The 24027-nt window shown below is 71.8% G+C and carries 22 protein-coding genes; 5 read left to right on the plus strand and 17 right to left on the minus strand.

Annotation, left to right across the window (positions count from 1 at the left end; genetic code table 11):
• Positions 1-3: 3 nt before the first annotated feature.
• From AC067N_RS02380 to AC067N_RS02420, 9 genes are all read right to left on the minus strand, one after another.
• Entirely contained in the window at positions 4-558 is a 555-nt protein-coding gene (locus AC067N_RS02380; protein WP_478676989.1) for a hypothetical protein, read from the minus strand.
• A complete protein-coding gene (locus AC067N_RS02385) occupies positions 555-2336 on the minus strand; it encodes a class I adenylate-forming enzyme family protein (RefSeq protein ID WP_478676990.1) in 1782 nt (593 codons plus the stop codon). Before AC067N_RS02385 ends, AC067N_RS02380 begins: the two co-directional genes overlap by 4 nt.
• Positions 2323-3144: a hypothetical protein gene (locus AC067N_RS02390; RefSeq protein WP_478676991.1), complete on the minus strand. Its 822-nt coding sequence runs from the start codon at positions 3142-3144 to the stop codon at positions 2323-2325. Before AC067N_RS02390 ends, AC067N_RS02385 begins: the two co-directional genes overlap by 14 nt.
• On the minus strand, positions 3141-4346 hold the full coding sequence (locus AC067N_RS02395) for a beta-ketoacyl-[acyl-carrier-protein] synthase family protein (RefSeq protein WP_478676992.1): 1206 nt from the start codon (positions 4344-4346) through the stop codon (positions 3141-3143). Before AC067N_RS02395 ends, AC067N_RS02390 begins: the two co-directional genes overlap by 4 nt.
• Positions 4336-4629: an acyl carrier protein gene (locus AC067N_RS02400; protein ID WP_478676993.1), complete on the minus strand. Its 294-nt coding sequence runs from the start codon at positions 4627-4629 to the stop codon at positions 4336-4338. Before AC067N_RS02400 ends, AC067N_RS02395 begins: the two co-directional genes overlap by 11 nt.
• Positions 4626-4901 (minus strand): acyl carrier protein, encoded by a 276-nt coding sequence (locus tag AC067N_RS02405; protein WP_478676994.1) that lies wholly within the window; start codon positions 4899-4901, stop codon positions 4626-4628. The genes AC067N_RS02400 and AC067N_RS02405 overlap by 4 nt, the downstream gene beginning before the upstream one ends.
• Positions 4902-4992: 91 nt before the next feature.
• The gene (locus AC067N_RS02410) at positions 4993-6387 is read right to left on the minus strand and encodes a class I adenylate-forming enzyme family protein (RefSeq protein WP_478676995.1); all 1395 of its coding nucleotides are present in this window, start codon (positions 6385-6387) and stop codon (positions 4993-4995) included.
• Positions 6388-6393: 6 nt separating this feature from the next.
• The gene (locus AC067N_RS02415; RefSeq protein ID WP_478676996.1) at positions 6394-7638 is read right to left on the minus strand and encodes a 3-dehydroquinate synthase II family protein; all 1245 of its coding nucleotides are present in this window, start codon (positions 7636-7638) and stop codon (positions 6394-6396) included.
• The gene (locus AC067N_RS02420; RefSeq protein ID WP_478677183.1) at positions 7635-8480 is read right to left on the minus strand and encodes a class I fructose-bisphosphate aldolase family protein; all 846 of its coding nucleotides are present in this window, start codon (positions 8478-8480) and stop codon (positions 7635-7637) included. The genes AC067N_RS02415 and AC067N_RS02420 overlap by 4 nt, the downstream gene beginning before the upstream one ends.
• Positions 8481-8959: 479 nt before the next feature.
• Here AC067N_RS02420 and AC067N_RS02425 point away from each other — a divergent pair, with 479 nt between their 5' ends.
• Positions 8960-10366 carry an MFS transporter gene (locus tag AC067N_RS02425; RefSeq protein ID WP_478676997.1) on the plus strand — a complete coding sequence of 469 codons (1407 nt, stop codon included), beginning with the start codon at positions 8960-8962 and terminating at the stop codon, positions 10364-10366.
• 186 nt (positions 10367-10552) lie between these two features.
• Here the strand turns inward: AC067N_RS02425 and pgl are convergent, their stop codons facing one another.
• The 5 genes from pgl to tkt are packed head-to-tail and all read right to left on the minus strand — an operon-like array spanning position 10553 to position 17329.
• Entirely contained in the window at positions 10553-11335 is a 783-nt protein-coding gene (gene pgl, locus AC067N_RS02430) for a 6-phosphogluconolactonase (protein WP_478676998.1), read from the minus strand.
• Positions 11332-12564 (minus strand): glucose-6-phosphate dehydrogenase assembly protein OpcA, encoded by a 1233-nt coding sequence (gene opcA, locus AC067N_RS02435; RefSeq protein WP_478676999.1) that lies wholly within the window; start codon positions 12562-12564, stop codon positions 11332-11334. The genes pgl and opcA overlap by 4 nt, the downstream gene beginning before the upstream one ends.
• Positions 12561-14093, minus strand: coding sequence for a glucose-6-phosphate dehydrogenase (zwf, locus tag AC067N_RS02440; RefSeq protein WP_478677184.1), 1533 nt, complete (start codon positions 14091-14093; stop codon positions 12561-12563). Before zwf ends, opcA begins: the two co-directional genes overlap by 4 nt.
• The gene (gene tal, locus AC067N_RS02445; protein ID WP_478677000.1) at positions 14090-15208 is read right to left on the minus strand and encodes a transaldolase; all 1119 of its coding nucleotides are present in this window, start codon (positions 15206-15208) and stop codon (positions 14090-14092) included. The genes zwf and tal overlap by 4 nt, the downstream gene beginning before the upstream one ends.
• A 33-nt stretch (positions 15209-15241) precedes the next feature.
• Positions 15242-17329 (minus strand): transketolase, encoded by a 2088-nt coding sequence (gene tkt, locus AC067N_RS02450; RefSeq protein WP_478677001.1) that lies wholly within the window; start codon positions 17327-17329, stop codon positions 15242-15244.
• Positions 17330-17702: 373 nt separating this feature from the next.
• Here tkt and AC067N_RS02455 point away from each other — a divergent pair, with 373 nt between their 5' ends.
• From AC067N_RS02455 to AC067N_RS02470, 4 genes are all read left to right on the plus strand, one after another.
• Positions 17703-18659: a heme o synthase gene (locus AC067N_RS02455; RefSeq protein WP_478677002.1), complete on the plus strand. Its 957-nt coding sequence runs from the start codon at positions 17703-17705 to the stop codon at positions 18657-18659.
• A gap of 175 nt (positions 18660-18834) precedes the next feature.
• Positions 18835-19197 carry a hypothetical protein gene (locus AC067N_RS02460; protein WP_478677003.1) on the plus strand — a complete coding sequence of 121 codons (363 nt, stop codon included), beginning with the start codon at positions 18835-18837 and terminating at the stop codon, positions 19195-19197.
• Between the two features lie 58 nt (positions 19198-19255).
• The gene (locus AC067N_RS02465) at positions 19256-20362 is read left to right on the plus strand and encodes an amidohydrolase family protein (protein ID WP_478677004.1); all 1107 of its coding nucleotides are present in this window, start codon (positions 19256-19258) and stop codon (positions 20360-20362) included.
• A gap of 103 nt (positions 20363-20465) precedes the next feature.
• Entirely contained in the window at positions 20466-21248 is a 783-nt protein-coding gene (locus tag AC067N_RS02470) for a nucleotidyltransferase (RefSeq protein WP_478677185.1), read from the plus strand.
• On the opposite strand, the gene AC067N_RS02475 is transcribed toward AC067N_RS02470, so the two are convergent.
• From AC067N_RS02475 to AC067N_RS02485, 3 genes are all read right to left on the minus strand, one after another.
• A complete protein-coding gene (locus AC067N_RS02475) occupies positions 21232-22245 on the minus strand; it encodes a COX15/CtaA family protein (protein WP_478677005.1) in 1014 nt (337 codons plus the stop codon). The genes AC067N_RS02470 and AC067N_RS02475 overlap by 17 nt on opposite strands.
• 69 nt (positions 22246-22314) lie before the next feature.
• On the minus strand, positions 22315-23031 hold the full coding sequence (locus tag AC067N_RS02480) for an ABC transporter permease (RefSeq protein ID WP_478677186.1): 717 nt from the start codon (positions 23029-23031) through the stop codon (positions 22315-22317).
• Between the two features lie 50 nt (positions 23032-23081).
• Positions 23082-24005: an ABC transporter ATP-binding protein gene (locus tag AC067N_RS02485; RefSeq protein ID WP_478677006.1), complete on the minus strand. Its 924-nt coding sequence runs from the start codon at positions 24003-24005 to the stop codon at positions 23082-23084.
• Positions 24006-24027 lie beyond the last annotated feature (22 nt).

The following is a 24027-nucleotide window of genomic DNA, read 5'->3' on the forward strand; positions in this document are numbered from 1 at the left end:
GCCTCAGCCCTCCGTTCCGGTCGCGGCGGGCGTGGCCACGCGCATCAGCAGCCGGCACGCCTTGTCGCCGTCGCGCAGACAGCTCTCGGCGCGGTTCTCGGTCAGGGTCACGCCGAGCCCCTCGGACCAGCCCGCGTGGACGGCGGTGCAGGGGCAGCGGTAGCCCTCCAGGGAACCGGCCATCCGGACCATGGTGATCGCGAAGTTCCGCTTCAGCGTGAGGACGATCAGATCGTCGTCCTCGACCTCGGTGGAGGCGTTGCGCAGCTCGGGCGGGAACATCCGGTCGCCGCAGTCGTCGTACCGGCGGCGCAGCTCCTGAAGGTCCTTGCGGCCGTCACCGGACTCCGGGAGCGGGCCGGCGAGGCGGGCGACGCGCTGCCCCACGTGCAGGGCGACCCTGCGCAGCGCCTCGGCGTTGATCTCGTTGGCCGCCTCCTGCCCGAACCTGGCGGCCACCCCCTGGTACCAGTGGGCGTCGTGCTGCCACCACAGCCGGTACGCCTCCACGGTCGCGGCCCGGTGGTTGACGGTGTCACCACCCGTACTCGTGCTCATGCGTGCTCCTCGGCGGCGACGGCGTCGGCCGGGGCGGCGGCCGCGGGGGCCGGACCGGCGGCGAACCTGTCGCGCATCACTCGTTTCAGAACCTTGCCGGTGGCGCCCTTGGCGACGTCGTCCGGTCTCATCCGCAGCGCCCGTGTCACCGGCGGGAAACCGGCCGCCGTCAGCACGGCGTTGACGCGTGCGGTCCACTCCTCGTCGGCCTCACCGCCGACACCGCCGACACCGCCGACACCGCCGACACCGCCGACACCGCCGACACCCCCGACACCGCCGTCCTCGGCCCGGCCCTCGTCCGCGAGCTGGAGCAGCGCGTACGCCTCGGCCTCCCCGTCACCGTCCCAGTCCGCCCGTACGCCGTCGGGGGCGACCCCGACCACCGTGCAGTCGGCGAGCCCGGGGACCTCCGCCAGCAGCAGCTCCTCGGTGCGGGTGCTGAAGACGATGCCGGCGCGGGTGCGGATGGCGTCCGGCGCCCGGTCCAGGTGGTAGAAGTTGCCCTCCTCGTCCTGGTGGGCCAGGTCGCCGGTGAGCCAGTAGCCGCCGAGCCGCATCCGGTTCCAGGTCAGCGAGTCGTTCCAGTAACCCGGCGTCAGCGTAGGCGACTTGAGGCCGAGGCGGCCGATCCGGCCGGGCGGCAGGGGGGTTCCGTCCTCGGCGAGCACGGCGGCCTCGGCGAAGCTGATCGGCTTGCCCACACAGCGCGAGTACGCCGAGGTGTCCTTGGTGTGCCGGTTGTGGAAGACCGAGTAGCCGGCCTCCGACGACCCGAGCCCGTCCACGAACACCGACCCGTCGACCCGCGTACGGCTCAGATCCCGGCCGATCCCGACATGGCTCCCGTGCCGCACGAGCGCCCGGATGTGCGCCTCGTGCGCCGCGTCCCCGGTGTTGAACCACACCTGCACGCTCGACAGGTCACGCGCCCCCAGGTCCTCGGCCGCCATCTCGCCGAAGGTCCCGGCGAAGGCCAGCACCGTCGTCGGCCGGAACTCCTCGATGGCGTCCAGCACGTCCGTGCCCCGCTGGCTGGACAGCAGCTTGATGTCCGTGCGCAGCAGCAGGCAGTACATCAGCGTCGCCACCATCGCGTTGTGCGCGCCCGGCAGACCGACCAGCGTGCGCTCCATGTCGGTGCCGGTGGAGTAGCGCAGTCGGTGCAGCTGCGCGTACATCAGCGTCCGGTGCGTGTGGGGCACCCCCTTGGGCAGCCCCGTGGTGCCGGAGGAGTGGGAGATCAGCACGGGGTCGGTGGGGTCGTGCCGGTAAGGGTACGGGGCCGGGAGCGCGTCCCGGTCCTCCGGCCGGATCCCGGCGGCCGTCACACAGAAGCCCAGGCCGGGCGCGCCGGCCAGCACCTCGTGGTGCGACTCGTCCGTGAAGGCGCCGACCACGCCCTGCCGGCGGACGTACTCGCGGGCGGTCTCCGGTGACAGATTGCCGTTGACGAACGACGGGATCGCGCCGAGCGCCGTGAGCGCCAGGAAGTTCACCGCGAACTCGGCCGCGGAGTACGAGTGGACGGCGACCGGGTCGCGGGGCCGCACCCCATGGGCCGCGTACCAGCCCGCGTACGCCTCGACAGCCTCGTACAGCTGTCCGAGCGTCAGCACCTCCGGGTGGCTGCCGTCGGGGGCGCGCCAGGTGCCGTCGGTCCGCAGGACGGGCTCGTCGAGGGCGCGGCCGTACGCCTTCAGCCGGTACAGCACGTTGCCGGCGCCGAGTTCGCCGTCGGAGCAGATCCGTGCCCGCTCCTGCCTACTGATGAGCATGGGTGTCCGTCTCGTTTCTCTCCGGGAGCCGTTCGGAACTGAGGAGGAACGCGGGTGCCGCCGGGCCGGTCACCAGGACCCGGCTGCCGCCGTCCCGCTGGAGCAGCCGGTGGGCGGCGGCCAGGTCGAACAGGCCCTGGACACTGCCGGGATGCGTGGCCGCCGGCCGACGCCCGCCGTCGTACGTCTGCGTCGCGCGGACCGTCACCGGTGCCTCGGGGCCGGGGCGGGCGAGCAGCAGCGCCACCGCCAGACCGGCCGACTCGGGCAGCTCCGGGAGCGGGCGGCCGCCGTCGGCGGTCAGTTCGCGGTGCGCGGCGGCCACCCGCTCACCGCCGCCCAGCTCCACGCCCAGCACCAGGACCCGGTCCAGCTCCGGGTCCTCCAGCAGCAGGTCCGCCATGGCCAGCAGTTCGGTGACGGGGTCGTCGAGGGTGGAGAGGCTGAACATCTGCCCGGTGATCCCGAACTCCCGGCTCAGGTGCCCCAGCACGGAGTTGGGCGTGGCCTGCATGAACAGCAGCGGATTGTGCACCCGCCCCGACACCACCCGCGTACTGGCCAGATCCGCGGTGGTGGTGTCCCCCATCAGACTCGCCAGCGCCACCGCCGTACGGGAACCGTCGCCCGGGCACGCGGTCAGACAGCGCGCGGCCACCTCGTACACCAGCGGACTGAACGCCGACTCCACGAAGCCGGGCAGCCGCGGCAGCGCGATGTCGCCGTCACGGCCGGTGCCGTGGGTGGCGGCGGCGGAGGTGAGGACGGCGATTGGCGAGCGGAGCACCGCCTTCTCTGTGGTCGTCACGGCCGCTCCAGGACGAGTGCGGTGTTGGCGCCGCCGAACGCGGCGTTGATGGTGAGGGCGCGGTGGAGGTCGGCGGTGCGGGGCTCGTTCGGCACGTAGTCCAGGTCGCACTCCGGGTCCGGGGCGGTGAATCCCGCGGTGGGCGGGAGGACCCCGTCCGTCAGCGCCAGCATCGTGATGACGAACTCCACGACACCCGCGGCCTCCAGCAGGTGGCCGGTGGTGCTCTTGGTGGAGCTGACCGGGACCGACTCGGCCCGCTTCGGCAGGGCCGCCCGCAGGCCCCGGGTCTCGGCACCGTCGTTGTACCTGGTGCCGGTGCCGTGCGCGTTGACATAGCCGAGGCAGGCGCCGTCCGGGTCTCCGGCCAGCCGCAGCGCCTGACGTGCGGCGAGGGCGAGGCCGAGGCCCTCCGGGTGCGGCTGCGCGATGTGGTGGGCGTCGGTGGCCGCGCCCCAGCCGACCACGCTCGCCAGCGGCCGGGCGCCGCGCCGCCGGGCGTGCTCGGCCGACTCCAGCACGACGGCCGCGACCCCGTCGCCGAGCAGCAGGCCCGTGCGGTCGGCGCTGAACGGGCGCACCCTGCCGTCCCGGGACAGCGCCCGGCCCGAGTCGAACTTCCCGAACGTCTCCTCCTCCACCAGATAGCCGCCGGCGCAGACCGCCGCGTCGATCCGGCCGGACGAGATCAGCCGGCAGGCGTGGATGATCGCGGTCGCCGACGCCACACAGGCGTTGGTGAACGTCAGCCGGGGCCCGGTCAGCCGCAGTCCGACCGCCAGCGACTCGGCGAGCCGGGCCGGGACGGCGTCGGCGAGCCGGGCGCCGACGCGTTCTCCCGCCGTGTCCGGGGAACCGGGGCCGGCCTCGGAACGCGCCGTGTCCCGCCAGTAGCGTGTGATGGCCGTGCAGTCACCGGCGATGCCCAGCAGGACCGCCGCCTCGGCGCCCCGGGGCAGGCCCGCCATGTCGAGGGCTTCCGCGCCGCAGCGCGCGAGGGCGTGGCGCAGGGCCCAGCCCTCCACGGCGTCCGGGCCGTCCGGGGCGGCGCCGGCCATCGGCGTGCGGTACGGGCCGGTGTCGAACCGGGTGGTGGGCGCGAACGACGGGACGCCCGCGAACACCCCGCGGCGCAGCGCGTCCGCGCCCGTACCGAACGCCGTGCGGACGCCGAACCCGGTCACCGTCACCTCACCGGCCACCGTGCCCACCCCCTTCCGCCGCGTCCCGAGGGGCCGCCCGCAGGAACTCGGTGAGCCGGCGGAGCGAGGTCAGCTGGAGGATGTCGTCGTCGCCGGGCTCCACGACCAGGCCGTACCGCTCCTCCACCACATGCAGCAGCCACACCAACCCCAGCGAGTCCAGGACGAGTTCGGCGTCCTCGTCGAGGTCCTCGGGCACACCGGGGAAGATCTTGCGGTCCGCCAGGAGCTCCCGGACGGTGTCGGTGGTGAGGGCGGTCGGCGCGGACGCCTCCGCGCTCATGCCGCCGCACCGCGTCGGACGACCTCGGCCACCAGCCCGCCGAGGGTCAGTGAGGCCAGCGGCTCGATGTCGGTGTCCGGGATCTCCACACCGAACCGCGACTCCAGCCGCAGTGTGAGCTCGATCAGACTCAGCGAGTCCACCTCCAGCCCGCCGACCGTCACCGGGCTGTCGTCGGTGATGCCGTCGCGGCTCGTCAGGATGTTCATCTCGTCGATGACCGAGGTCAGGACGAACTCGCGGATCTCGTCTTCCAAAGTGGACGTACTCATGATCAGAATCTCCCGTGACTGATTCCCGTGCTGATTCCGTGCTGATTTCAGTGACCGATTCCCGTGACGACGGACCACCGCGGTGCCCGGCTCATCCCGCGGAGCGCAGCGTGGCCGCCTGGCGGACGAGCTTTCCGTTGGAGGTGCGGGGCAGGTCGTCGAGCAGCCGGATCACGCGGGGCAGCTTGTAGTCGGCCAGCCGCTCCCGGCACCAGCGCAGCAGCTCCTCCGCCGACGGGCTCTGCGCCCCGTCGGCCAGCGCCACATACGCCTCGGTCACGTCCTCGTGCACCAGGACCGCCTGCTCGACCGCCGGGTGCTCGCGCAGTACGTGCTCGACCTCGGTGAGGTCGACCTTGAGGCCGCCGATCACGACCAGGGAGTCGGCACGGCCGCGTACGGTGACCGCCCCGGTGGCGTCCACGGTGGCCCGGTCCCGGGTGTGCAGCCAGCCGTCCGCGTACTGGGTGCCGCCCGAGTCGTACAGGTACGGGGACTCGTCGAGCGCCACGTCCAGTTCCCCCTGGTGCGCGCGGACCACGACGCCCGGCGCGGGCCGGCCGACCGAGGGCCGCAGCCGCCCACCGACGTCGATGGCGACGATTCCGGTCTCGGTGGTGCCGTAGGCCTCGCCGACCTCCACGCCGTACCGCTCGGCGAACCGGGCCGCGACCTCGGGCGGCATCAGCTCCCCGCCCGACACGGCGGTCCGCAGATCGGGCAGCGCTGGGGCGTCGAGGGCGGCGGCGAGCAGTTCGTAGTGCATCGGCACCCCGAACACGGTGGTGACCAGGTGCTCCGCCGCGGTCCGCAGGATGTCACGGGCCGAGACGCGAGGCGTGAACACCACGGAGACGCCGGCGGCCAGGGAGTGCAGCAGCCCGCCGATCAGCCCGAAGCTGTGCGCGGTCGAGCTGAGCAGCAGCAGCCGGTCGCCCTCGCCGGGCATACCCGGAACCTCGCCGAACGCCGCGACCTCGGCGGCCAGCGACCGTGCGGTCCGGCCGATCACCTTGGGCCGCCCGGTGGAGCCCGAGCTGAACTGGACCAGCCGGTGCCCGGTGGTGGCGGGCCGGCCGCCCCTGCGGATCTCGGTGGTGACCTCGTACTCGGGCCGGAACCCGAAGGCCGCCCTGACGTTCGACCCGGCGCCGACCATGAACTGGGGGCGGCAGACGTCGCCGAGCGCGGTCACCTCGGCGGGCTTCAGCCGGAAGTCGAAGAGCAGCACCTGCGCGCCCAGCCGCCACAGCGCGAGCAGCACCTCGACCTGGGTGAAGCTGGGCGGGGTCCGCAGGCCCACGGTGCTGCCCGGGCCGATGCCGTATCCGGCGAACACGGCGGCCTGCCGGGCCACCCGCTCCCGTAACTCGCCCCGGTGGACGGTCTCCCCCCGGTGCGTCAGATAGGGGAGGGTGTCGTCCCGCGCGTCGAACAGCCGCTGGACCAGGGCGCCCATCCCCTCGTCGTCGACGAGCTCACCCATGGGGGCTCAGACCTCCTTGCAGAACTCGCCGATGGGCAGGCCCACATGGCGCTTGTCCTGGGCGAGATAGCCGAGCAGTTCGTCGCCGGCCCGGAGTTCGGTGACGTTGAGGACCTTGCCGCCGGGGCCGAGCACCCGGACGTGCCAGTCGTCCTGCACGGTCAGGCTGACCAGCCGCCCGTCCTCGGCGTGGGTGCGGATCTCCAGCAGGGGCCGGGACTCCAGCTTGGCGCGGCCCACCACGACCCGCCGGGTGCGGCCGTCGGCACCGACCGCCAGCAGGGTGCTGCCGGAGCCGACCTCGCTGAGGTAGCTGGTGCGGTTGTCGGGGCCCAGCGTGTAGGAGTGCAGGGCACCGGCGTTGACCCGGAACGGCCTGGTCGGCATGTACGGCAGCGGATGGGTCTCGCTGCAGCACAGCACGAACCCGGAGGAGTAGGAGCCGACGAGGATGCCCTCGTCCTCCTCGAAGTGCGAGCAGGTGTCCACACAGACCCGGTCGCCGAGGCCGACGTGCCGGATGCTCTCCACGGTCAGCGTCGACAGCTCGAGCTGCGGAGTGGTCGCCTCCAGCAGCCGGGCGAGCGCGAAGACCTCGTCGGCGGAGCGCGGCGCGTAGAGGATGCCGTCGGAGCCGCGTTCGAGGACGTCGAAGACGATGGCCGCCTCCTCCAGGTCGCCGACGACGGTCACCAGCTTGCCCTCGGCGGACTCGGCCGCCGCGAGCACGATCTCCAGCGGGATCTTCGTCGGGTCGGCGAAGTGGATCACGGTGTACGGCAGGGCCATCGCGCCCGCGCAGGACAGCCGCAGGGTGCGGTCGTCGCGTACGTCCACGAATCCGGCGACGGGAGTGCCGGACGCGCCGGCGGCGGCACGGTTCGCCCCGGCGAGGGCGTCCAGCTCCTCCTGGGCGGTGAACTTCCGCAGCAGCACGTCGATCCCGGTGCCGGCCTCTCCGGCGGGCGCGGCGGCGGACGACGTGCGCCCCGAGGTGTCCTTCGCGTCCTTGCCGCCCTTGTCGGCGGCCTTGCCGGTGCCCGTGTCGGGGGCCTTGGCACCCGGCTTCCGGTCGGGGGCCGGGACGGCTTCCCCGGCGGCCAGGACCCGGGTCACGGTCGGCGGCAGCGTCGCGAGCAACCCGGCGTCCGCGGAGACCACTCCGGCCATGCGGGCGTGGACGGCCGCGTCCACCACCGCCTGGAGCTGCGGACGGGGGACCTCGCGGAGATCGATCCACGCGAACCTCATGCGACACCTGCCACGATCGTCGAGTAGGGGGAGGGATGCGAATCAGGCGAATCAGTCATGCTCATGTCATTCGAAGGTCCTTCCGTTTCCGCGTGCACGACGGCCGCCAGCCGGGAGACCAGGGAGGCGGGGGACGGGGAGGAGAAGACGCGCCGGCCGACGGCGAGCCCGCGGCAGCCGGCGGCCATCACGGCGGTGCCGTACGCGATCAGGTCGGAGCCGTCCGGTGGACCGCCGGCCGCGAGGACGGGGATGGGGCTGTGGGCCACCACCTCGGCCATCCGGTCGAGCGGCAGGGCGACGGACGTCTTCACCATGTCGGCGCCCAGATCGGCGGCCACGTTGACGATGTGCGCGAGGAGGGCCGGGTCGTGCGGATCGTCGATCCGGGGGCCGCGGGGATAGACCATGGCGATCAGCGGCATGCCCCAGGTGTCGCACGAGCGCGCCACCGCTCCCAGGTCCGCCAGTTGCCGTCCCTCGGTGTCGGAGCCGATGTTCACATGGACGCTGACTGCGTCGGCGCCGAGGGCCACCGCCTCCTCGACATCGCCCACCAGCACCTTCGCGTCGACATCGGCGGAACACGCCGTACTGGCGCTCAGATGTACCACCAGCGCACAGCTCTTGAGGATGTCCGGCGAAAGATTTCGAGCCCGCCCTTTATGGACGATGATTCCATCTGCCCCGCCGGTCACGAGTGCGCGCAGGAGCTCTTCCCATTGACCCGGGGGAGCGACCGGGCCATCCGAAACACTGTGGTCGAGCGGTATGAGCAAGTGTCGGTCGTCGCCGACGAGGGAAAGTCTTCTCAGACGTAATGGCTTGCCAGTTTTCAGCATGGGTAAAGAGCCCTTCTCCATGTCCGAAAAGTGATGGTCGTAGAACTTTAAAGTTCCGCCCGCGTCAGCATTCCGTGCGTGATCGGCCGTTGGCAAGGCGTGATCGTCGGCAAATTTATATGCGGTAGTCGGTATGATTATTGACAGCGGATTGACAGTAACCTCTCAGTTGACGCCCTCGCCGAGTGGTGTTCGTGTGTTGTTATGCGGCAAGTGGTGAGGTGGTGGGTGTCGCGCGCTCTGGGTGGTTTCCGGGGATCTGTCCGCACCCATCGCGGCATCACACACTTTATTGCCGTTGTGTTGAACGGAAGCGTGCTTATTTTTCCGACGTGGATTCCGTCGGGGCCCGACTTCCTTGTGGAAAGCGAATTTCCCGGCCTAGGGTGACAGCCGCACTCCGGTTCGTGTTACATGCGTGGCCGTCCCCATCTGGGCCCGGACCATTCGTGTCCGGGCATACCGGAAGTGAGCCCCCCATGCCCGAATCCCCCGCAAGGACCGCCACCGAGGCCGCGGGTCCCGGACAGGTCGCCTTACCCTCCGCGCCGGCGGAGCGGTCCACGGCGCCGAAGGTCGCCGTCGCGAGCCTCATCGGCACGACGATCGAGTACTACGACTTCGCCGTCTACGGCACCGCCTCCGCGCTCGTCCTCGGCCCCGCCTTCTTCCCCTCGGGCAACGCCACGGTCTCCTCCCTGGCCGCGTTCCTCACCTTCGCCGCCGCGTTCCTCTCCCGCCCCCTCGGTGTCGTCCTCTTCGGCACGATCGGCGACCGGCTCGGCCGACGCCACGCCCTGGTCGCGTCCCTGCTGCTGATGGGCGTCGCGACGATCGGTGTGGGCCTGCTGCCGACCTACGAAACGGCGGGACTCCTCGCCCCCGTCCTCCTCGTGACGCTCCGTCTGCTGCAGGGCGTCAGCATGGGCGGTGAGTGGGGCGGAGCCGTCCTGCTCGCCGCCGAGCACGCCCCGCCCGGCCGCCGCGCGCTGTACGCGGCCGTGCCCAACGTCGGCCCCTCCCTCGGCTTCCTGCTCTCCAGCGCCGTCATCGTCCCCACCCTGGACATCGTCGGCCGGGACGGCTTCGCCGACTGGGCCTGGCGGGTTCCGTTCCTGCTCAGCGCCGTGCTCGTGGTGGTGGGGCTCTGGGTGCGGACGACGGTCGCCGAGTCACCGGTGTTCAAGGCGGACGCCCGCGGCGGTACGCGTACACCGGCCTGGGCCGGGGCGGAGGAGGACCGGGCCGCACAGCGGACACCGAACCCGGTGTCCCGGTTCCCGCTCGGCACGCTCCTCGCGCGGCACCCCGGCCGGCTGCTGCTCGGCACCGGGGCGGCGATCGGCGGCTCGGCCGTCTACTACCTCACGATCGTCTACAGCCTGTCCTACGGCCCCAAGGCGCTCGGCATCCCGCAGAACACGATGCTGACCGCGGCGAGTGTCGGGGCGGCGGCCGGGATCGCGATCACCCTGCCCGTCGCCCGGCTCGCCGACCGGGTCGGACGCCGGCCGGTCATGCTGACGGGCGCGGCCGGGTGCGTCCTGTGGGCGGTCCCCATGTACGCCTCGCTCGGCTCGCGGAACGCGCTGCTCATCACCGGTGCGTACACGGTGGGGCTGATGCTGCTCGCGTTGATGTTCTCGCCGGTGGCGGCGTTCCTCGCCGAGCTGTTCCCCGCACGGCTGCGGTACACCGGGGCGTCCGCGGCGTTCATCCTCGCCAACACCCTCGGGGGCGGGTTCGCGCCGCTCGTCGCGACATGGCTGAACAGCCAGTGGTCGTCGCCGCTGGTACTCGGCTTCTACACGGGCGGACTGTGCCTGGTCAGCCTGGCGTGCCTGGTGGCTCTGCCGGAGACCCGGGAGGGGGACTTCTCCTCCTGAGAGGGCCCGGCCCGGGCGCCTGACGGCGCGGTGCCGACCGCACGTCGGCCGCCGACCGCACGTCGGCGGCCGCGGCTGGTTCGTGGTTCCCCGCGCCCCTCACCCGGCAGGGGCTGCGCCCCGTGCCGGGTGCGATTCAAGAACGCGGGGAACCGAGCGGCAAGCCCCGACACAGCCGCGTGTACCTCAGGGGGACGACGGCGGGTACAGCGAGCGGGGGAGCTGGGACGCCGCCGCCGAGTCCAGGAGCCACAGCGTGCGTGACCTCCCGTACGCGCCCGCGACCGGCGCCTGGATCTCTCCCGCGCCGGACAGGCCGATCGCCGCGGCCCGCGCCTTGTCCTCGCCGGCCGCCAGCAACCACACCTCCCGCGCCGCCCGGATCGCCGGCAGCGTCAGCGTGACCCGGGTGGGCGGGGGCTTCGGCGCTCCCCGGACCCCGACCACCGTCCGCTCGGTCTCCCGCACGGCCGGCAGCTCCGGGAACAGGGACGCCACGTGGGTGTCCGGGCCGACACCCAGCATCAGGACGTCGAACGTAGGCACCGAGCCGTGGTTCTCCGGCCCCGCCGCCCGCGCCAGCTCCTCCGCGTACGCGGCGGCCGCCGAGTCCACGTCGGCCCCCCACGGCCCGTCCGACGCGGGCATCGCGTGCACCCGCTTCGGGTCGAGGGGCACCGAGTCCAGCAGCGCCTCCCTGGCCTGGGTGACGTTCCGCTCGGGATCGCCCTCGGGCAGGAACCGCTCGTCACCCCACCACAGGTCCAGCCGGCCCCAGTCGACGGCGTCCCGTGCGGGCGCCGCCGCGAGCGCGGCGAGCAGGCCGTTGCCGTTGCGGCCGCCGGTGAGGACCACCGAGGCGTAGCCGCGCGAGGTCTGCGCGTCCACGACCTTGGTGATCAGCCGGGCGGCCGCCGCCTGCGCCATCAACTCCTTGTCGTGGTGCACGACCAGCTGCGGAGTGCTCACTGCGCGGCCGCCTTCTTCACGGGCGGCATCTGCGCGGGCGTCGGCCGCTCGTCCTCGCCGTCACCGGCGGCCGGCGAGGCGGACAGCGCCACCGAAGCCGAAGCCGAAGCGGATGCCGAGCCCGAGCCCGCCCCCGAGCCCGAAGCCTCCGCCGCCGAAGCACCCTGCGGGGCCGGCGCCGAAGCCGAAGCCCCCTCCGGGGCCGGCGCCGGAGCAGCCGTTCCGGTCGACGTCACGCTCCCGGCCGAAGCCGGTGCCGCCCCGGTCCCGGACGTCGCCCCGCCCGGCAGTCCTCCACCCGCGGAGCCGCCCAGCCGGTCCAGCCCGAACCGCAGCGCCGAGGCGTAGGTGTCGTCCGGGTCCAGCCGGCGCAGCTCCTCCGCCAGCAGCTCGGACGTCTCGCGGCGCTTGAGCGCCACCGCCCGGTCCGGCTGGTCCTCCAGCGTCAGGAGGGCGAGGCCCCCGGAGGGCCGGTACAGCCGGATGGGACCGGTGCTGGTCAGCATCCGCACCTCGTTGAGGCCGGGGCCCGCCGACACGCCGCGCCGCACATGCACGTGCAGCCGGTCCGCGAGCCACATCGCCAGCAGCTCCACACTCGGGTTGTACTGCTCGCCCTGCACCTCCGCGGAGATGACCTCGCAGTCCACCTGGTCGAGCGCGGCGGCCAGCATGGAGCGCCACGGGGTGATCCGGGTCCACGCCAGATCCGTGTCACCGGGCTCGTAGTTGTCGGCGCGGGCCCGCAGCTCGTCGATCGGCTTCTCGGCGGAGTAGCTGTCGGTGACCCGCCGCTGGGCGAGCGCTCCCAGCGGATCGCGGGCCGGGTCGAGCGGCGCGTTGACCGGCCACCACACCACGACCGGCGCGTCCGGCAGCAGCAGCGGCAGCACCACCGACTGGGCGTGGTCCGCGACCTCGCCGTACAGCCGGAGGACGACCGTCTCGCCGGTGCCCGCGTCCGCGCCCACCCGCACCTCGGCGTCGAGGCGGGACTTCGTCCGGTCCCGGGGGCCGCGCGAGACCCGCTTGATGACCACGAGCGTGCGCGAGGGGTGCTCGCGGGACGCGTCGTTCGCGGCCTTCAGCGCGTCGTACGCGTTCTCCTCGTCCGTGACGATGACCAGCGTCAGCACCATGCCGACGGCCGGGGTGCCGATCGCGCGGCGGCCCTTGACGAGCGCCTTGTTGATCTTGCTGGCCGTGGTGTCCGTGAGGTCTGTCTTCATGGCCGGCGCCAGCTCCGTCCGTCTCGTTCGAGCATCTCGTCCGCCTCGACGGGGCCCCAGGTACCGGCCTGGTACTGCGCGGGCCTGCCGTGCTTGTCCCAGTACTCCTCGATCGGGTCGAGGATCTTCCAGGACAGCTCGACCTCCTCGGTGCGCGGGAAGAGGTTCGAGTCACCGAGCAGGACGTCGAGGATCAGCCGCTCGTACGCCTCCGGGCTGGACTCCGTGAAGGACTCGCCGTACGCGAAGTCCATCGACACATCCCGGATCTCCATCGAGGTGCCGGGCACCTTGGAGCCGAAGCGGACGGTGACGCCCTCGTCGGGCTGGACGCGGATGACGATCGCGTTCTGGCCCAGTTCCTCGGTGGCGGTGGAGTCGAAGGGGGAGTGGGGCGCCCGCTGGAAGACCACGGCGATCTCGGTCACCCGGCGGCCCAGACGCTTGCCCGTCCTCAGGTAGAACGGCACGCCCGCCCAGCGGCGGTTGTCGATCCCCACCTTGATCGCGGCGTAGGTGTCGGTCTTCGACTTGCGGTCGATACCGTCCTCTTCGAGATAGCCGATGACCTTCTCGCCGCCCTGCCAGCCTGCCGCGTACTGCGCGAACACGGTGTCCCGGCCCAGGTCCCTCGGCAGCCGCACCGCGCCGAGGACCTTGGTCTTCTCGGCGGCGAGCGCGTCCGCGTCGAAGGAGGCGGGCTCCTCCATCGCGGTCAGCGCCATCAGCTGGAGCAGGTGGTTCTGGATGACGTCACGGGCGGCGCCGATGCCGTCGTAGTAGCCGGCGCGGCCGCCGATGCCGATGTCCTCGGCCATGGTGATCTGCACATGGTCCACGAAGGACCGGTTCCAGATCGGCTCGAACATCGTGTTGGCGAAGCGGAGCGCCAGGATGTTCTGGACGGTCTCCTTGCCCAGGTAGTGGTCGATGCGGAAGACCTGGTCCGGGGCGAAGACCTCGTGGACGATCGCGTTCAGCTCCTCGGCCGACCTCAGGTCGTGGCCGAACGGCTTCTCGATGACCGCGCGCCGCCAGGAACCGCTCGACTGGTCGGCCAGCCCGTGCTTCTTGAGCTGCTGGATCACGACCGGGAACGCGGACGGCGGTACGGAGAGATAGAAGGCGAAGTTGCCGCCGGTGCCCTGCGCCTTGTCCAGCTCCAGGATGGTGTCACGCAGCCGCTCGAACGACTCGTCGTCGTCGAAGGTGCCCTGGACGAACCGCATGCCCTGGATGAGCTGCTGCCAGACCTCCTCGCGGAAGGGGGTGCGGGCGTGCTCCTTGACCGCGTCGTGGACCTCCTGGGCGAAGTCCTCGTGCGCCCACTCGCGGCGCGCGAAACCGACGAGCGAGAAGCCCGGCGGCAGCAGTCCGCGGTTGGCGAGGTCGTACACGGCAGGCATCAGCTTCTTGCGTGACAAGTCGCCTGTGACACCGAAGATGACGAGGCCCGACGGCCCCGCGATACGCGGGAGCCGTCGGTCCGCGGCGTCACGCAGCGGATTGCTGCTCGACAAGGTTTTCAGCCCTCCGAGGGTGCGAGGCGCTTCAGCTCCGCCTCGGTCGACTTGAGCAGGTCGTTCCAGGACGCCTCGAACTTCTCGACGCCCTCGTCCTCCAGCAGCTGGACGACCTCGTCGTACGAGATCCCGAGCTTCTCGACCGCGTCCAGCTCGGCACGGGACTGCTCGTACGTCCCGGCGACCGCGTCGCCGCGGATCTCGCCGCTCTCGGCGGTGGCCTCCAACGTGGCCTCCGGCATGGTGTTCACCGTGTTCGGCGCCACCAGCTCGTCGACGTACAGGGTGGGCTTGTACGCCGGGTCCTTGACACCGGTCGAGGCCCACAGCGGACGCTGCTTGTTCGCGCCCGCGCTCTCCAGGGCCGCCCAGCGCTCGCTCCCGAAGACCTCCTCGTACGCCTCGTAGGCGAGGCGCGCGTTGGCGACACCGGCCTTGCCGCGCGCGGCCTTGGCCTCGGGCGTGCCCAGCGCGTCCAGGCGCTTGTCGATCTCGGTGTCCACCCGGGACACGAAGAACGACGCCACCGAGTGGATCTTCGACAGGTCGAGGCCGCGCTCCCTGGCCTTCTCCAGACCGGCCAGGTAGGCGTCCATCACCTGGCGGTAGCGCTCCAGCGAGAAGATCAGCGTGACGTTGACGCTGATGCCGAGGCCGATGACCTCGGTGATGGCCGGCAGGCCGCCCATCGTCGCCGGGATCTTGATCAGGGTGTTGGGGCGGTCCACCAGCCAGGCGAGCTGCTTGGCCTCGGCGACCGTCGCCTTGGTGTTGTGCGCCAGCCGCGGGTCGACCTCGATGGAGACCCGGCCGTCCTGGCCGCCCGTCGCGTCGAAGACCGGGCGCAGGATGTCGGCGGCGTCACGGACGTCCGCCGTCGTGATCATGCGGATGGCCTCCTCGACGGTCACCTTGCGGGCCGCGAGGTCCGACAGCTGCTGGTCGTAGCCGTCACCCTGGGAGATCGCCTTCTGGAAGATCGAAGGGTTGGTGGTGACGCCCACGACGTGCTGCTGATCGATCAGCTCGGCGAGGTTGCCGGACGTGATGCGCTTGCGCGACAGGTCGTCCAGCCAGATCGCCACGCCTTCCTCGGAGAGGCGCTTGAGTGCGTCTGTCATGGAATTACATCTCCTACGTGTCGTATGTGAGCGTCAGCGCTGGGCGGCCGCGATCGATTCCTGCGCGGCGGCGGCCACGTTCTCCGCGGTGAAGCCGAACTCCTTGAAGAGCACCTTGCCGTCGGCCGAAGCGCCGAAGTGCTCCAGCGAGACGATGCGGCCGGCGTCCCCGACGTACTTGTGCCAGGTCAGACCGATACCGGCCTCGACCGCGACACGCGCCTTGACGGACGGCGGCAGGACGCTGTCCCGGTACCCCTGGTCCTGCTCCTCGAACCACTCGACGGAGGGCATCGACACCACACGGGTGGGCACGCCCTGCGCCTGCAGCCGCTCACGGGCCTCGACGGCGATGTGCACCTCGGAGCCGGTGGCGATCAGGATCACCTGGGCGTCACCACCCTCGGCCTCGAACAGGACGTAACCGCCCTTGGCCACACCCTCGTTGGGCTCGTACGTCGGCACGCCCTGGCGGGTCAGCGCGAGGCCGTGCGGGGCGCCCTTGCCCCATTCCTTGGTCCAGCGCTTGAGGATCTCGCGCCAGGCGATCGCCGTCTCGTTGGCGTCGGCCGGCCGCACGATGTTCAGACCGGGGATGGCGCGCAGCGAGGCGAGGTGCTCGACCGGCTGGTGCGTCGGGCCGTCCTCACCGAGACCGATGGAGTCGTGCGTCCACACGTACGTCACCGGCAGGTGCATGAGGGCCGACAGCCGCACCGCGTTGCGCATGTAGTCGGAGAACACCAGGAAGGTGCCGCCGAAGATGCGCGTGTTGCCGTGCAGCGCGATGCCGTTCATCTCCGCGGCCATGGCGTGCTCACGGATGCCGAAGTGGATCGTCCGGCCGTACGGGTTCGCCTCGGGCAGCGGGTTGTCCCCGGGCAGGAACGACGACGTCTTGTCGATCGTGGTGTTGTTCGAACCGGCGAGGTCGGCGGAGCCGCCCCACAGCTCGGGGACCACCGCGCCGAGTGCCTGGAGGACCTTGCCGGACGCGGCACGGGTGGCCACCCCCTTGCCCGCCTCGAACACCGGCAGGTGGGACTCCCAGCCCTCGGGCAGCTCGCCGGCCGCGACGCGCTCGTACTCGGCGGCGCGGTCGGGGTTGTTGTCCCGCCACTGCTGGAAGGACTTCTCCCACACGGCACGGGCCGCCTGGCCACGCTCGCCCAGGGCACGCGTGTGCGCGATGACCTCGTCGGAGACCTCGAAGTCCTTCTCCGGGTCGAAGCCGAGCACCCGCTTGGTGGCCGCGACCTCGTCCGCGCCGAGCGCCGAGCCGTGCGCGGCCTCGGTGTTCTGCGCGTTCGGGGCGGGCCAGGCGATGATGGAGCGCATCGCGATGAACGACGGCTTGTCGGTGACGGCCTTGGCGGCCTCGATCGCCTCGAACAGCGCGGCCGGGTCGAGGTCGCCGTTCTCCTTGGGCTCCACCCGCTGCACATGCCAGCCGTACGCCTCGTACCGCTTGACCGTGTCCTCGGAGACGGCCGTCTCGGTGTCGCCCTCGATCGAGATGTGGTTGTCGTCCCACAGCATGATCAGGTTGCCGAGCTTCTGGTGGCCGGCCAGCGACGACGCCTCGGCGGAGATGCCCTCCTGAAGGCACCCGTCACCGGCGATCACGAAGATGTGGTGGTCGAACGGCGACTCGCCGACGGCGGCCTCAGGGTCGAACAGACCGCGCTCGTAGCGGGCGGCCATGGCCATGCCGACGGCGTTGGCGACACCCTGGCCGAGCGGCCCGGTCGTCGTCTCCACACCCTTGGTGTGCCCGTACTCGGGGTGGCCCGGCGTCTTCGAGCCCCAGGTGCGGAAGGACTCCAGGTCCTCCAGCTCCAGACCGAAGCCGCCCAGGTACAGCTGGATGTACAGCGTCAGGGAGGAGTGGCCGGCGGACAGGACGAACCGGTCACGGCCCACCCAGTCGGGGTCGGCGGGGTCGTGGCGCATCACCTTCTGGAAGAGGGTGTACGCGGCGGGCGCGAGGCTCATCGCCGTACCCGGATGGCCGTTGCCGACCTTCTGTACGGCGTCGGCGGCCAGGACGCGTGCGGTGTCGACGGCCCGCTGGTCCAACTCGGTCCACGCGAGGTCTGTAGTGGTCGGCTTGGTGCTCACCCTGGGTCAGGGCTCCTCTCACATGTCCGGTGCCGGCGTTCTCGGGGCGCCGGCCGCAGTCGAGCCTACCCCCGTAACAACGCGCATTTTTTCGAGTCATTCCAGACTGCCGGGACCGTCCCGGATCCGCCTCCCGACCTGTCGTTCCGCATGATGAGACCAGCAGGTTCGGTCGGTCGACATCTGAATACGCAGCCGCTCATCCGACTGCTCAACCGAAGTGTGTTCGGGTCTCCCGGACGCGCCGTCCAACACGACCCGACCCCGTTGAAAGGCTGGCTCTGGGCAACGTCTACAGTGGCGTGGTACGCGCGAGCCGTTACGGGGAGTTCACATCCGTGGTGCTCGCTGGGAGTCTCTGTCAGGGGTGTGCGTGACGGCCGTCGAATCCCGTCCACCGGGAGTGCTTGGCGCGAGCAGCGCGAGCAGCAGCCGGGGCCAGCGGCCGATCGGGGCCCGCGTCAAAGCGTTCGTGGCCCTCACCAAGCCGAGGATCATCGAGCTTCTGCTGATCACCACCGTGCCGGTGATGTTCCTCGCGGAACAGGGTGTGCCGGACCTGTGGCTGGTGCTCGCCACCTGTATCGGCGGCTACCTCTCGGCGGGCGGCGCCAACGCGCTCAACATGTACATCGACCGCGACATCGACGCCCTCATGGAGCGCACCTCGCAGCGCCCCCTCGTGACCGGCATGGTCACGCCGCGTGAGGGCCTGGTCTTCGGCCTCACCCTCGCCGTGGTCTCCACCCTCTGGTTCGGCGTCCTCGTCAACTGGCTGTCCGCCTGGCTGTCGCTCGGAGCGCTCCTCTTCTACGTCGTCGTCTACACGATGATCCTCAAACGGCGTACGGCGCAGAACATCGTGTGGGGCGGCATCGCCGGCTGTATGCCGGTCCTCATCGGCTGGTCCGCCGTGACGAACTCGATGTCCTGGGCCGCGGTGATCCTCTTCCTGGTGATCTTCTTCTGGACGCCGCCGCACTACTGGCCGCTGTCCATGAAGGTGAAGGACGACTACGCCCGGGTCGGCGTTCCGATGCTCCCGGTCATCGCCTCGAACAAGGTCGTCGCCCGCCAGATCGTCCTCTACAGCTGGGTGATGGTCGCCGTCTCCCTGCTCCTGACCCCCCTCGGCTACACCGGCTGGTTCTACACGACGGTCGCCCTGGTGACCGGCGGCTGGTGGCTCTGGGAGGCCCACGCCCTCCAGAACAGGGCGAAGAGCGGTGTCACCGGCGCCAAGCTCAAGGAAATGCGCCTGTTCCACTGGTCGATCACCTATGTCTCCCTGCTCTTCGTGGCCGTGGCGGTGGACCCCTTCCTCCGCTGAGGCCCGGGCTGCAGGGGTTGTGAGGGGCGCGGGGCCGTATCGATCCGCGGCTCCGCCACGCGGGCAACCGCGGACAAGCAGCACGCGCCCACTCGCCTCGACGCACAACGGCGAGTGGCCAACCCCACTGCCCCCACCGTCGCAGGACCGACCTACCCATCGGTAGCATCCAGCCATGGCAGACACGAAGCAGCTCGACGAGGCCAAGGACACCAAGGCCGCAGCCAAGGCGGAGCGCCAGGCGGACAGGATCGCCAAGCAGATCGGCGCCTTCGCGAAGGCGCACGGAGGCGCCGAGGCCCAGGTCGCCTACATCGGCGAGCGCGGCTCCCGCATCGTCCTCGTGGGCGAGGACGGCGGCTGGGGCGACCTCGTCGCCCCCACCCACGCCATCGCCCGGGAAGCCGTGCGCAAGGCCGGCGTCACGGTGCACGAGGACTTCGACGGCGAGTTCGCGGCCAAGGTGCGCACCGGCCCGTACGAGTGGTCGCGGATGGCCGGAATCCAGGTCGGGGGACCGGCCAACCGCAACACCTGACCCCGCCTCACCCGTTAGGACCTGTGGGAGCACACACGTCCAGCGACGGGGAGTCCGGATGATCGAAACGCCGTCCCTCGTGGACCAGTACTGCCACGGCGTACTGAGAACGGAGCTGGGCCTCGGCACCTTCGAGGCCCACCTCGCCCGCGGCGAGGGACCACCGGCGCCCGGCACCACCTTCTTCGACACCCAGACCGGCTTCGCCGTGCGCCGCTGGTGCCCGCCCCTGCTGGGCCTGGAACCGCACTGCACACCGGCCGGCTATCTCGCCCGCCGCCGTGAACTGGGCGTCCTCGAGACGGGCCGCCGACTGCTGCGGGGCAGCGGCATCACCACCTACCTCGTCGACACGGGGCTGCCCGGTGACCTCACGGGGCCGGGCGAGATGGCCTCCACGGGCGACGCGGACGCCCACGAGATCGTGCGCCTCGAACTCCTGGCCGAACAGGTCGCCGACACCTCGGGCACCGTGGAGTCGTTCCTCGCCAATCTCGCCGAGTCGGTGCACGTGGCCGCCGCGCACGCCGTGGCCTTCGTGTCGGTGGCGGGCATACGGCACGGTCTGGCGCTGGCACCCGAGCCGCCCGGCCCCGGCGAGGTGCGCGGGGCCGCCGGACGCTGGCTCGCGCAGCGGCCCGTCGGCGGCACCCTCACCGACCAGGTGCTCCTGCGCCATCTGCTGTGGATCGCCATCGCCTCCGGCCGCCCCCTCCAGCTCCACGCCGGCCTGGGGGCGGCGGGCCCGCGCATCGACCGCACGGACCCCGCCCTGCTCACCGACTTCGCCCGCGCCACGGCCGGCCTCGGCACCGACCTGGTCCTGCTGCACGGCTACCCGTACCACCGCCACGCCGCCCACCTCGCCGGTGTCTTCCCGCACGTCTACGCCGACCTGGGCGCCGAACTGGTCCGCACCGGCACGCGTGCGGCCGCCGTGCTCGCGGAGGTCCTCGAACTCGCCCCGTTCGGCAAGCTCCTGTTCTCCAGCGGCGCCCACGGCCTGCCCGAGCTGCATGTCGTCGGGGCCTGCCTCTTCCGTGAGGCGCTGGCCCGGGTGCTGGGGACCTGGGTGGCGGAGGGCGCCTGGTCGCCGACGGACGCCCAGCGGGTGGCGGCACTGATCGCGGCGGGCAACGCGCGACGTGTGTACGGGCTGGAGTGAGCCGGACAGACTGAGCCGCATGACACGCGGCACCCCGGCCCCCACCGGCACCGGCACCGGCACCGACGCCTCGCCGGACACCTCCGCCTTACCGGACACCGCCATGGCGGCCGGTGCCGCCGTACCGGCCGGCCCCACCGGCGCGACCGCCGCCCTCGTCCGCCGCCTCGTCGACGGGCTGCGGGGCGGCCCGGAGCCGCTCGCCGTCTGGGCCCACGGCTCCCTCGGCGGGGGCGACTACCAGGAGGGCCGTAGCGATCTGGACCTGATCGCCGTCCTGGACGGTCCGATCACGGCCGGGACGGTCTGGCGGGTGGCCCGGCTGCACGCCGGGCTGCGCCACCATCCCCTCGCCGCCCTGCTCCACTGCACCTATCTGACCCCCGGCACGGCGGACGACACCGCGCGCAGGCACCTCACCTGGGCACATGGGCAGCTGTTCCGGCGGACGGTCACCCCGGTCACCCGCCGTGAACTGCACACCTTCGGTGTGGTCCTCCACGGCGTACCGCCCCAGGACCTGCTGCCGCCGGTCTCCGACGTCGAGCTGGGCGCCTTCGTCGTACGCGACCAGCGGGACTTCTGGCGCCCGGCGGTCGACAAGGCCCACCTGTGGGACCGGGACGTCTGGGTCGACCTCGGTCTGCTCACCCACGCCCGGGCCGCCGCCACCCTGCGGGACGGCCGGCTGATCTCCAAGCGGGAGGCGCTGGAGCTGCTGCCGGGGCTGGGCGCGCCCGTACAGGTGGTCGAGGACATCCGGCGGCGCCGATACCGGGAGCCGACCCTTGAGGTGCCGCGCAGGGGCGAGCTGACCAGGGCGTTCCTCGGACCCGCCATCGACGGCCTCGTGCAGACGTACGACCGGCTCAGCCGCGGGCGGTGACCGGCCGCTCCACCTCCGCCGGGCGCGGGACGTCCGCCCCGTCCGCCGGCCGCTCCCGCAGGGACAGCAGGACCCGCAGGGTGGCGATCCACACCAGGCAGGAGCCGAGCATATGGGCGCCGACCAGGACCTCCGGGAGATCGGTGAAGTACTGGACGTAGCCGATGACGCCCTGCGCCAGGAGGACCAGGAACAGCTCCCGGGTACGGCGCAGCGGGTCGCGGGGCGCGTCGACCGCCTTGAGGACGAACCACAGGGCGAAGGTCAGCGTCACCACGATCCAGGCGAGCACGGCGTGCAGCTTGGTGACGGTCTCCCAGTCCAGCGGGATGCGCTCTACCTCGCTGGAGTCACCCGCGTGCGGACCCGCGCCGGTGACGACGGTGCCGACCGCGATCAGCAGCACCGTGACGCCCACCAGGATCCACACCAGCTGCTGCACCGCCTTGCCGGCCGGCGGACGCGGGGCTGCGTCGCCCTCACCGGTGCGGTGCCACATCACGGCCGCGACGGCGATGAGCGCGGTCGACAGCAGGAAGTGCGCGGCCACGGTGTACGGGTTGAGGCCGACCAGCACGACGATGCCGCCGAGGACGGCATTGCCCATGACCACCCAGAACTGCGTCCAGCCCAGCCGGGTCAGGTCGCGCCGGTACGGCTTCCGGGAGCGCGCGGCGATGATCGCCCAGCCGACCGCCGCGCACAGCACGTAGGTCAGCATGCGGTTGCCGAACTCGATGACACCGTGGACGCCCATCTCGCGCGTCGCGGTGAGCGAGTCGTCGGTGCACTTGGGCCAGGTCGGGCAGCCGAGGCCCGAACCGGTGAGTCGCACGGCACCGCCGGTCACCACGATGACCACCGCCATGACGAGGGCGGCCAGGGCCGCGCGCCGGACCGTCCGGGGATCGGGGGTCCAGCGTTCGGCGATGAAGGCGAGCGGGTTGCGCGCAGCGGAGACGAGGTCGTCGCGGGTCACTTTCGGCACGCGCACCATGGTAGGCCGCCGCTTGTGCACGCGTTCACGAGGGGTCGAGCCCTCCTGGTCCACCGCTGTGACCTGCCGTTACTCCCAGCGGAAGAACCGGGCGGCCGCGCCGAGGCCGAGCACCGCCCACACCGCGAGGATCCCGAGGTCCGCCCACGGCATCCCCGCGCCGTGCTGGAGGACGTCGCGCAGCCCGTCCGAGAGCGCCGCGATCGGCAGCAGCCCGAGCACGCTCTGCGCCGCGTCCGGGAACTTGTCGAGCGGCACCACCACACCGCCGCCCACGAGCAGCAGCAGGAAGACCAGGTTCGCCGCGGCGAGCGTCGCCTCCGCCTTCAGCGTGCCCGCCATCAGCAGGCCGAGGCCCGAGAAGGCCGCGGTGCCGAGGACCAGGAGCAGTAGGACGGCGAACGGGTTGCCGTGCGGGGACCAGCCCATAGCGAAGGCGATCACCGTGAGCAGGACGACCTGGAGGGCCTCCGTGACCAGCACGGACAGCGTCTTCGCGGTCATCAGGCCCCAGCGGGGGAGCGGGGAGGCCGCGAGCCGCTTCAGGACGCCGTAGCGGCGCTCGAACCCGGTGGCGATGGCCTGTCCGGTGAACGCCGTCGACATCACGGCGAGAGCCAGGACACCGGGTGCCAGGAAGTCGACGGCCTCGCCCTCGCCGGTGTCGACGATGTCCACCGACCCGAACAGAACCAGCAGCAGGGCGGGGATCACGACCGTCAGGAGCAACTGCTCGCCGTTGCGCAGCAGCATCTTCGTCTCCAGCACCGCCTGCGCCGCGATCATGCGCGGGAGCGGTGCGGCGCCGGGCCTCGGGGCGTAGGTACCGGTGGTGGTCACGAACGCAGCTCCTTGCCGGTCAGTTCCAGGAAGACGTCTTCGAGGGTGTGCCGCTCCACCGAGATCCGGTCCGGCATCACTCCGTGCTGGGCGCACCAGGAGGTGACGGTCGCGAGGAGCTGCGGGTCGACCTTGCCGGTCACCCGGTAGACCCCCGGGGACAGTTCGGCGGCGGTGGAGTCGGCGGGCAGCGCCTTCAGCAGCGAGCCGACGTCGAGACCGGGGCGGCCGGTGAAGCGGAGGGTGTTCTCGGCGCCGCCGCGGCACAGCTCCTCGGGGGTGCCCTGGGCGATGACCCGGCCGGCGTCGATGATCGCGACATCGTCGGCGAGCTGCTCGGCCTCGTCCATGTAGTGCGTGGTCAGGATGACCGAGACCCCGTCGGCGCGCAGATCCCGTACCAGGTCCCAGGTGGCCCGGCGGGCCTGCGGGTCCAGGCCGGCGGTCGGCTCGTCGAGGAAGACCAGCTCGGGGCGGCCGACCACGGCCATCGCGAGGGCGAGCCGCTGCTGCTGCCCGCCGGACAACCGCCGGTAGGCGGTGCGGCCGCAGCTGCCCAGTCCGAGTCGCTCGATGAGGGCGTCCACGTCGAGCGGGTGCGCGTGCAGCCTGGCCACGTGCCGCAGCATCTCGTCGGCGCGCGCCCCCGAATAGACGCCGCCGGACTGCAGCATGACGCCGATCCGCGGCCGCAGCTCGGACGACTGACCGACCGGGTCGAGGCCGAGGACGCGGACCGTGCCGGAGTCCGGCCTCCGGTATCCCTCGCAGGTCTCGACCGTGGTCGTCTTGCCGGCCCCGTTCGGGCCGAGCACGGCGGTCACGCCCTCCCGGGCCACCAGGTCGAGGCCGTCCACCGCGGTCTTCGGGCCGTACCGCTTCACCAGGGCCTGGATCCGGACCACGGGCTCACTTCGCATGGCCCCGAGTCTAGGGAGGCGC

Source organism: Streptomyces sp. NPDC042364, assembly GCF_056437585.1.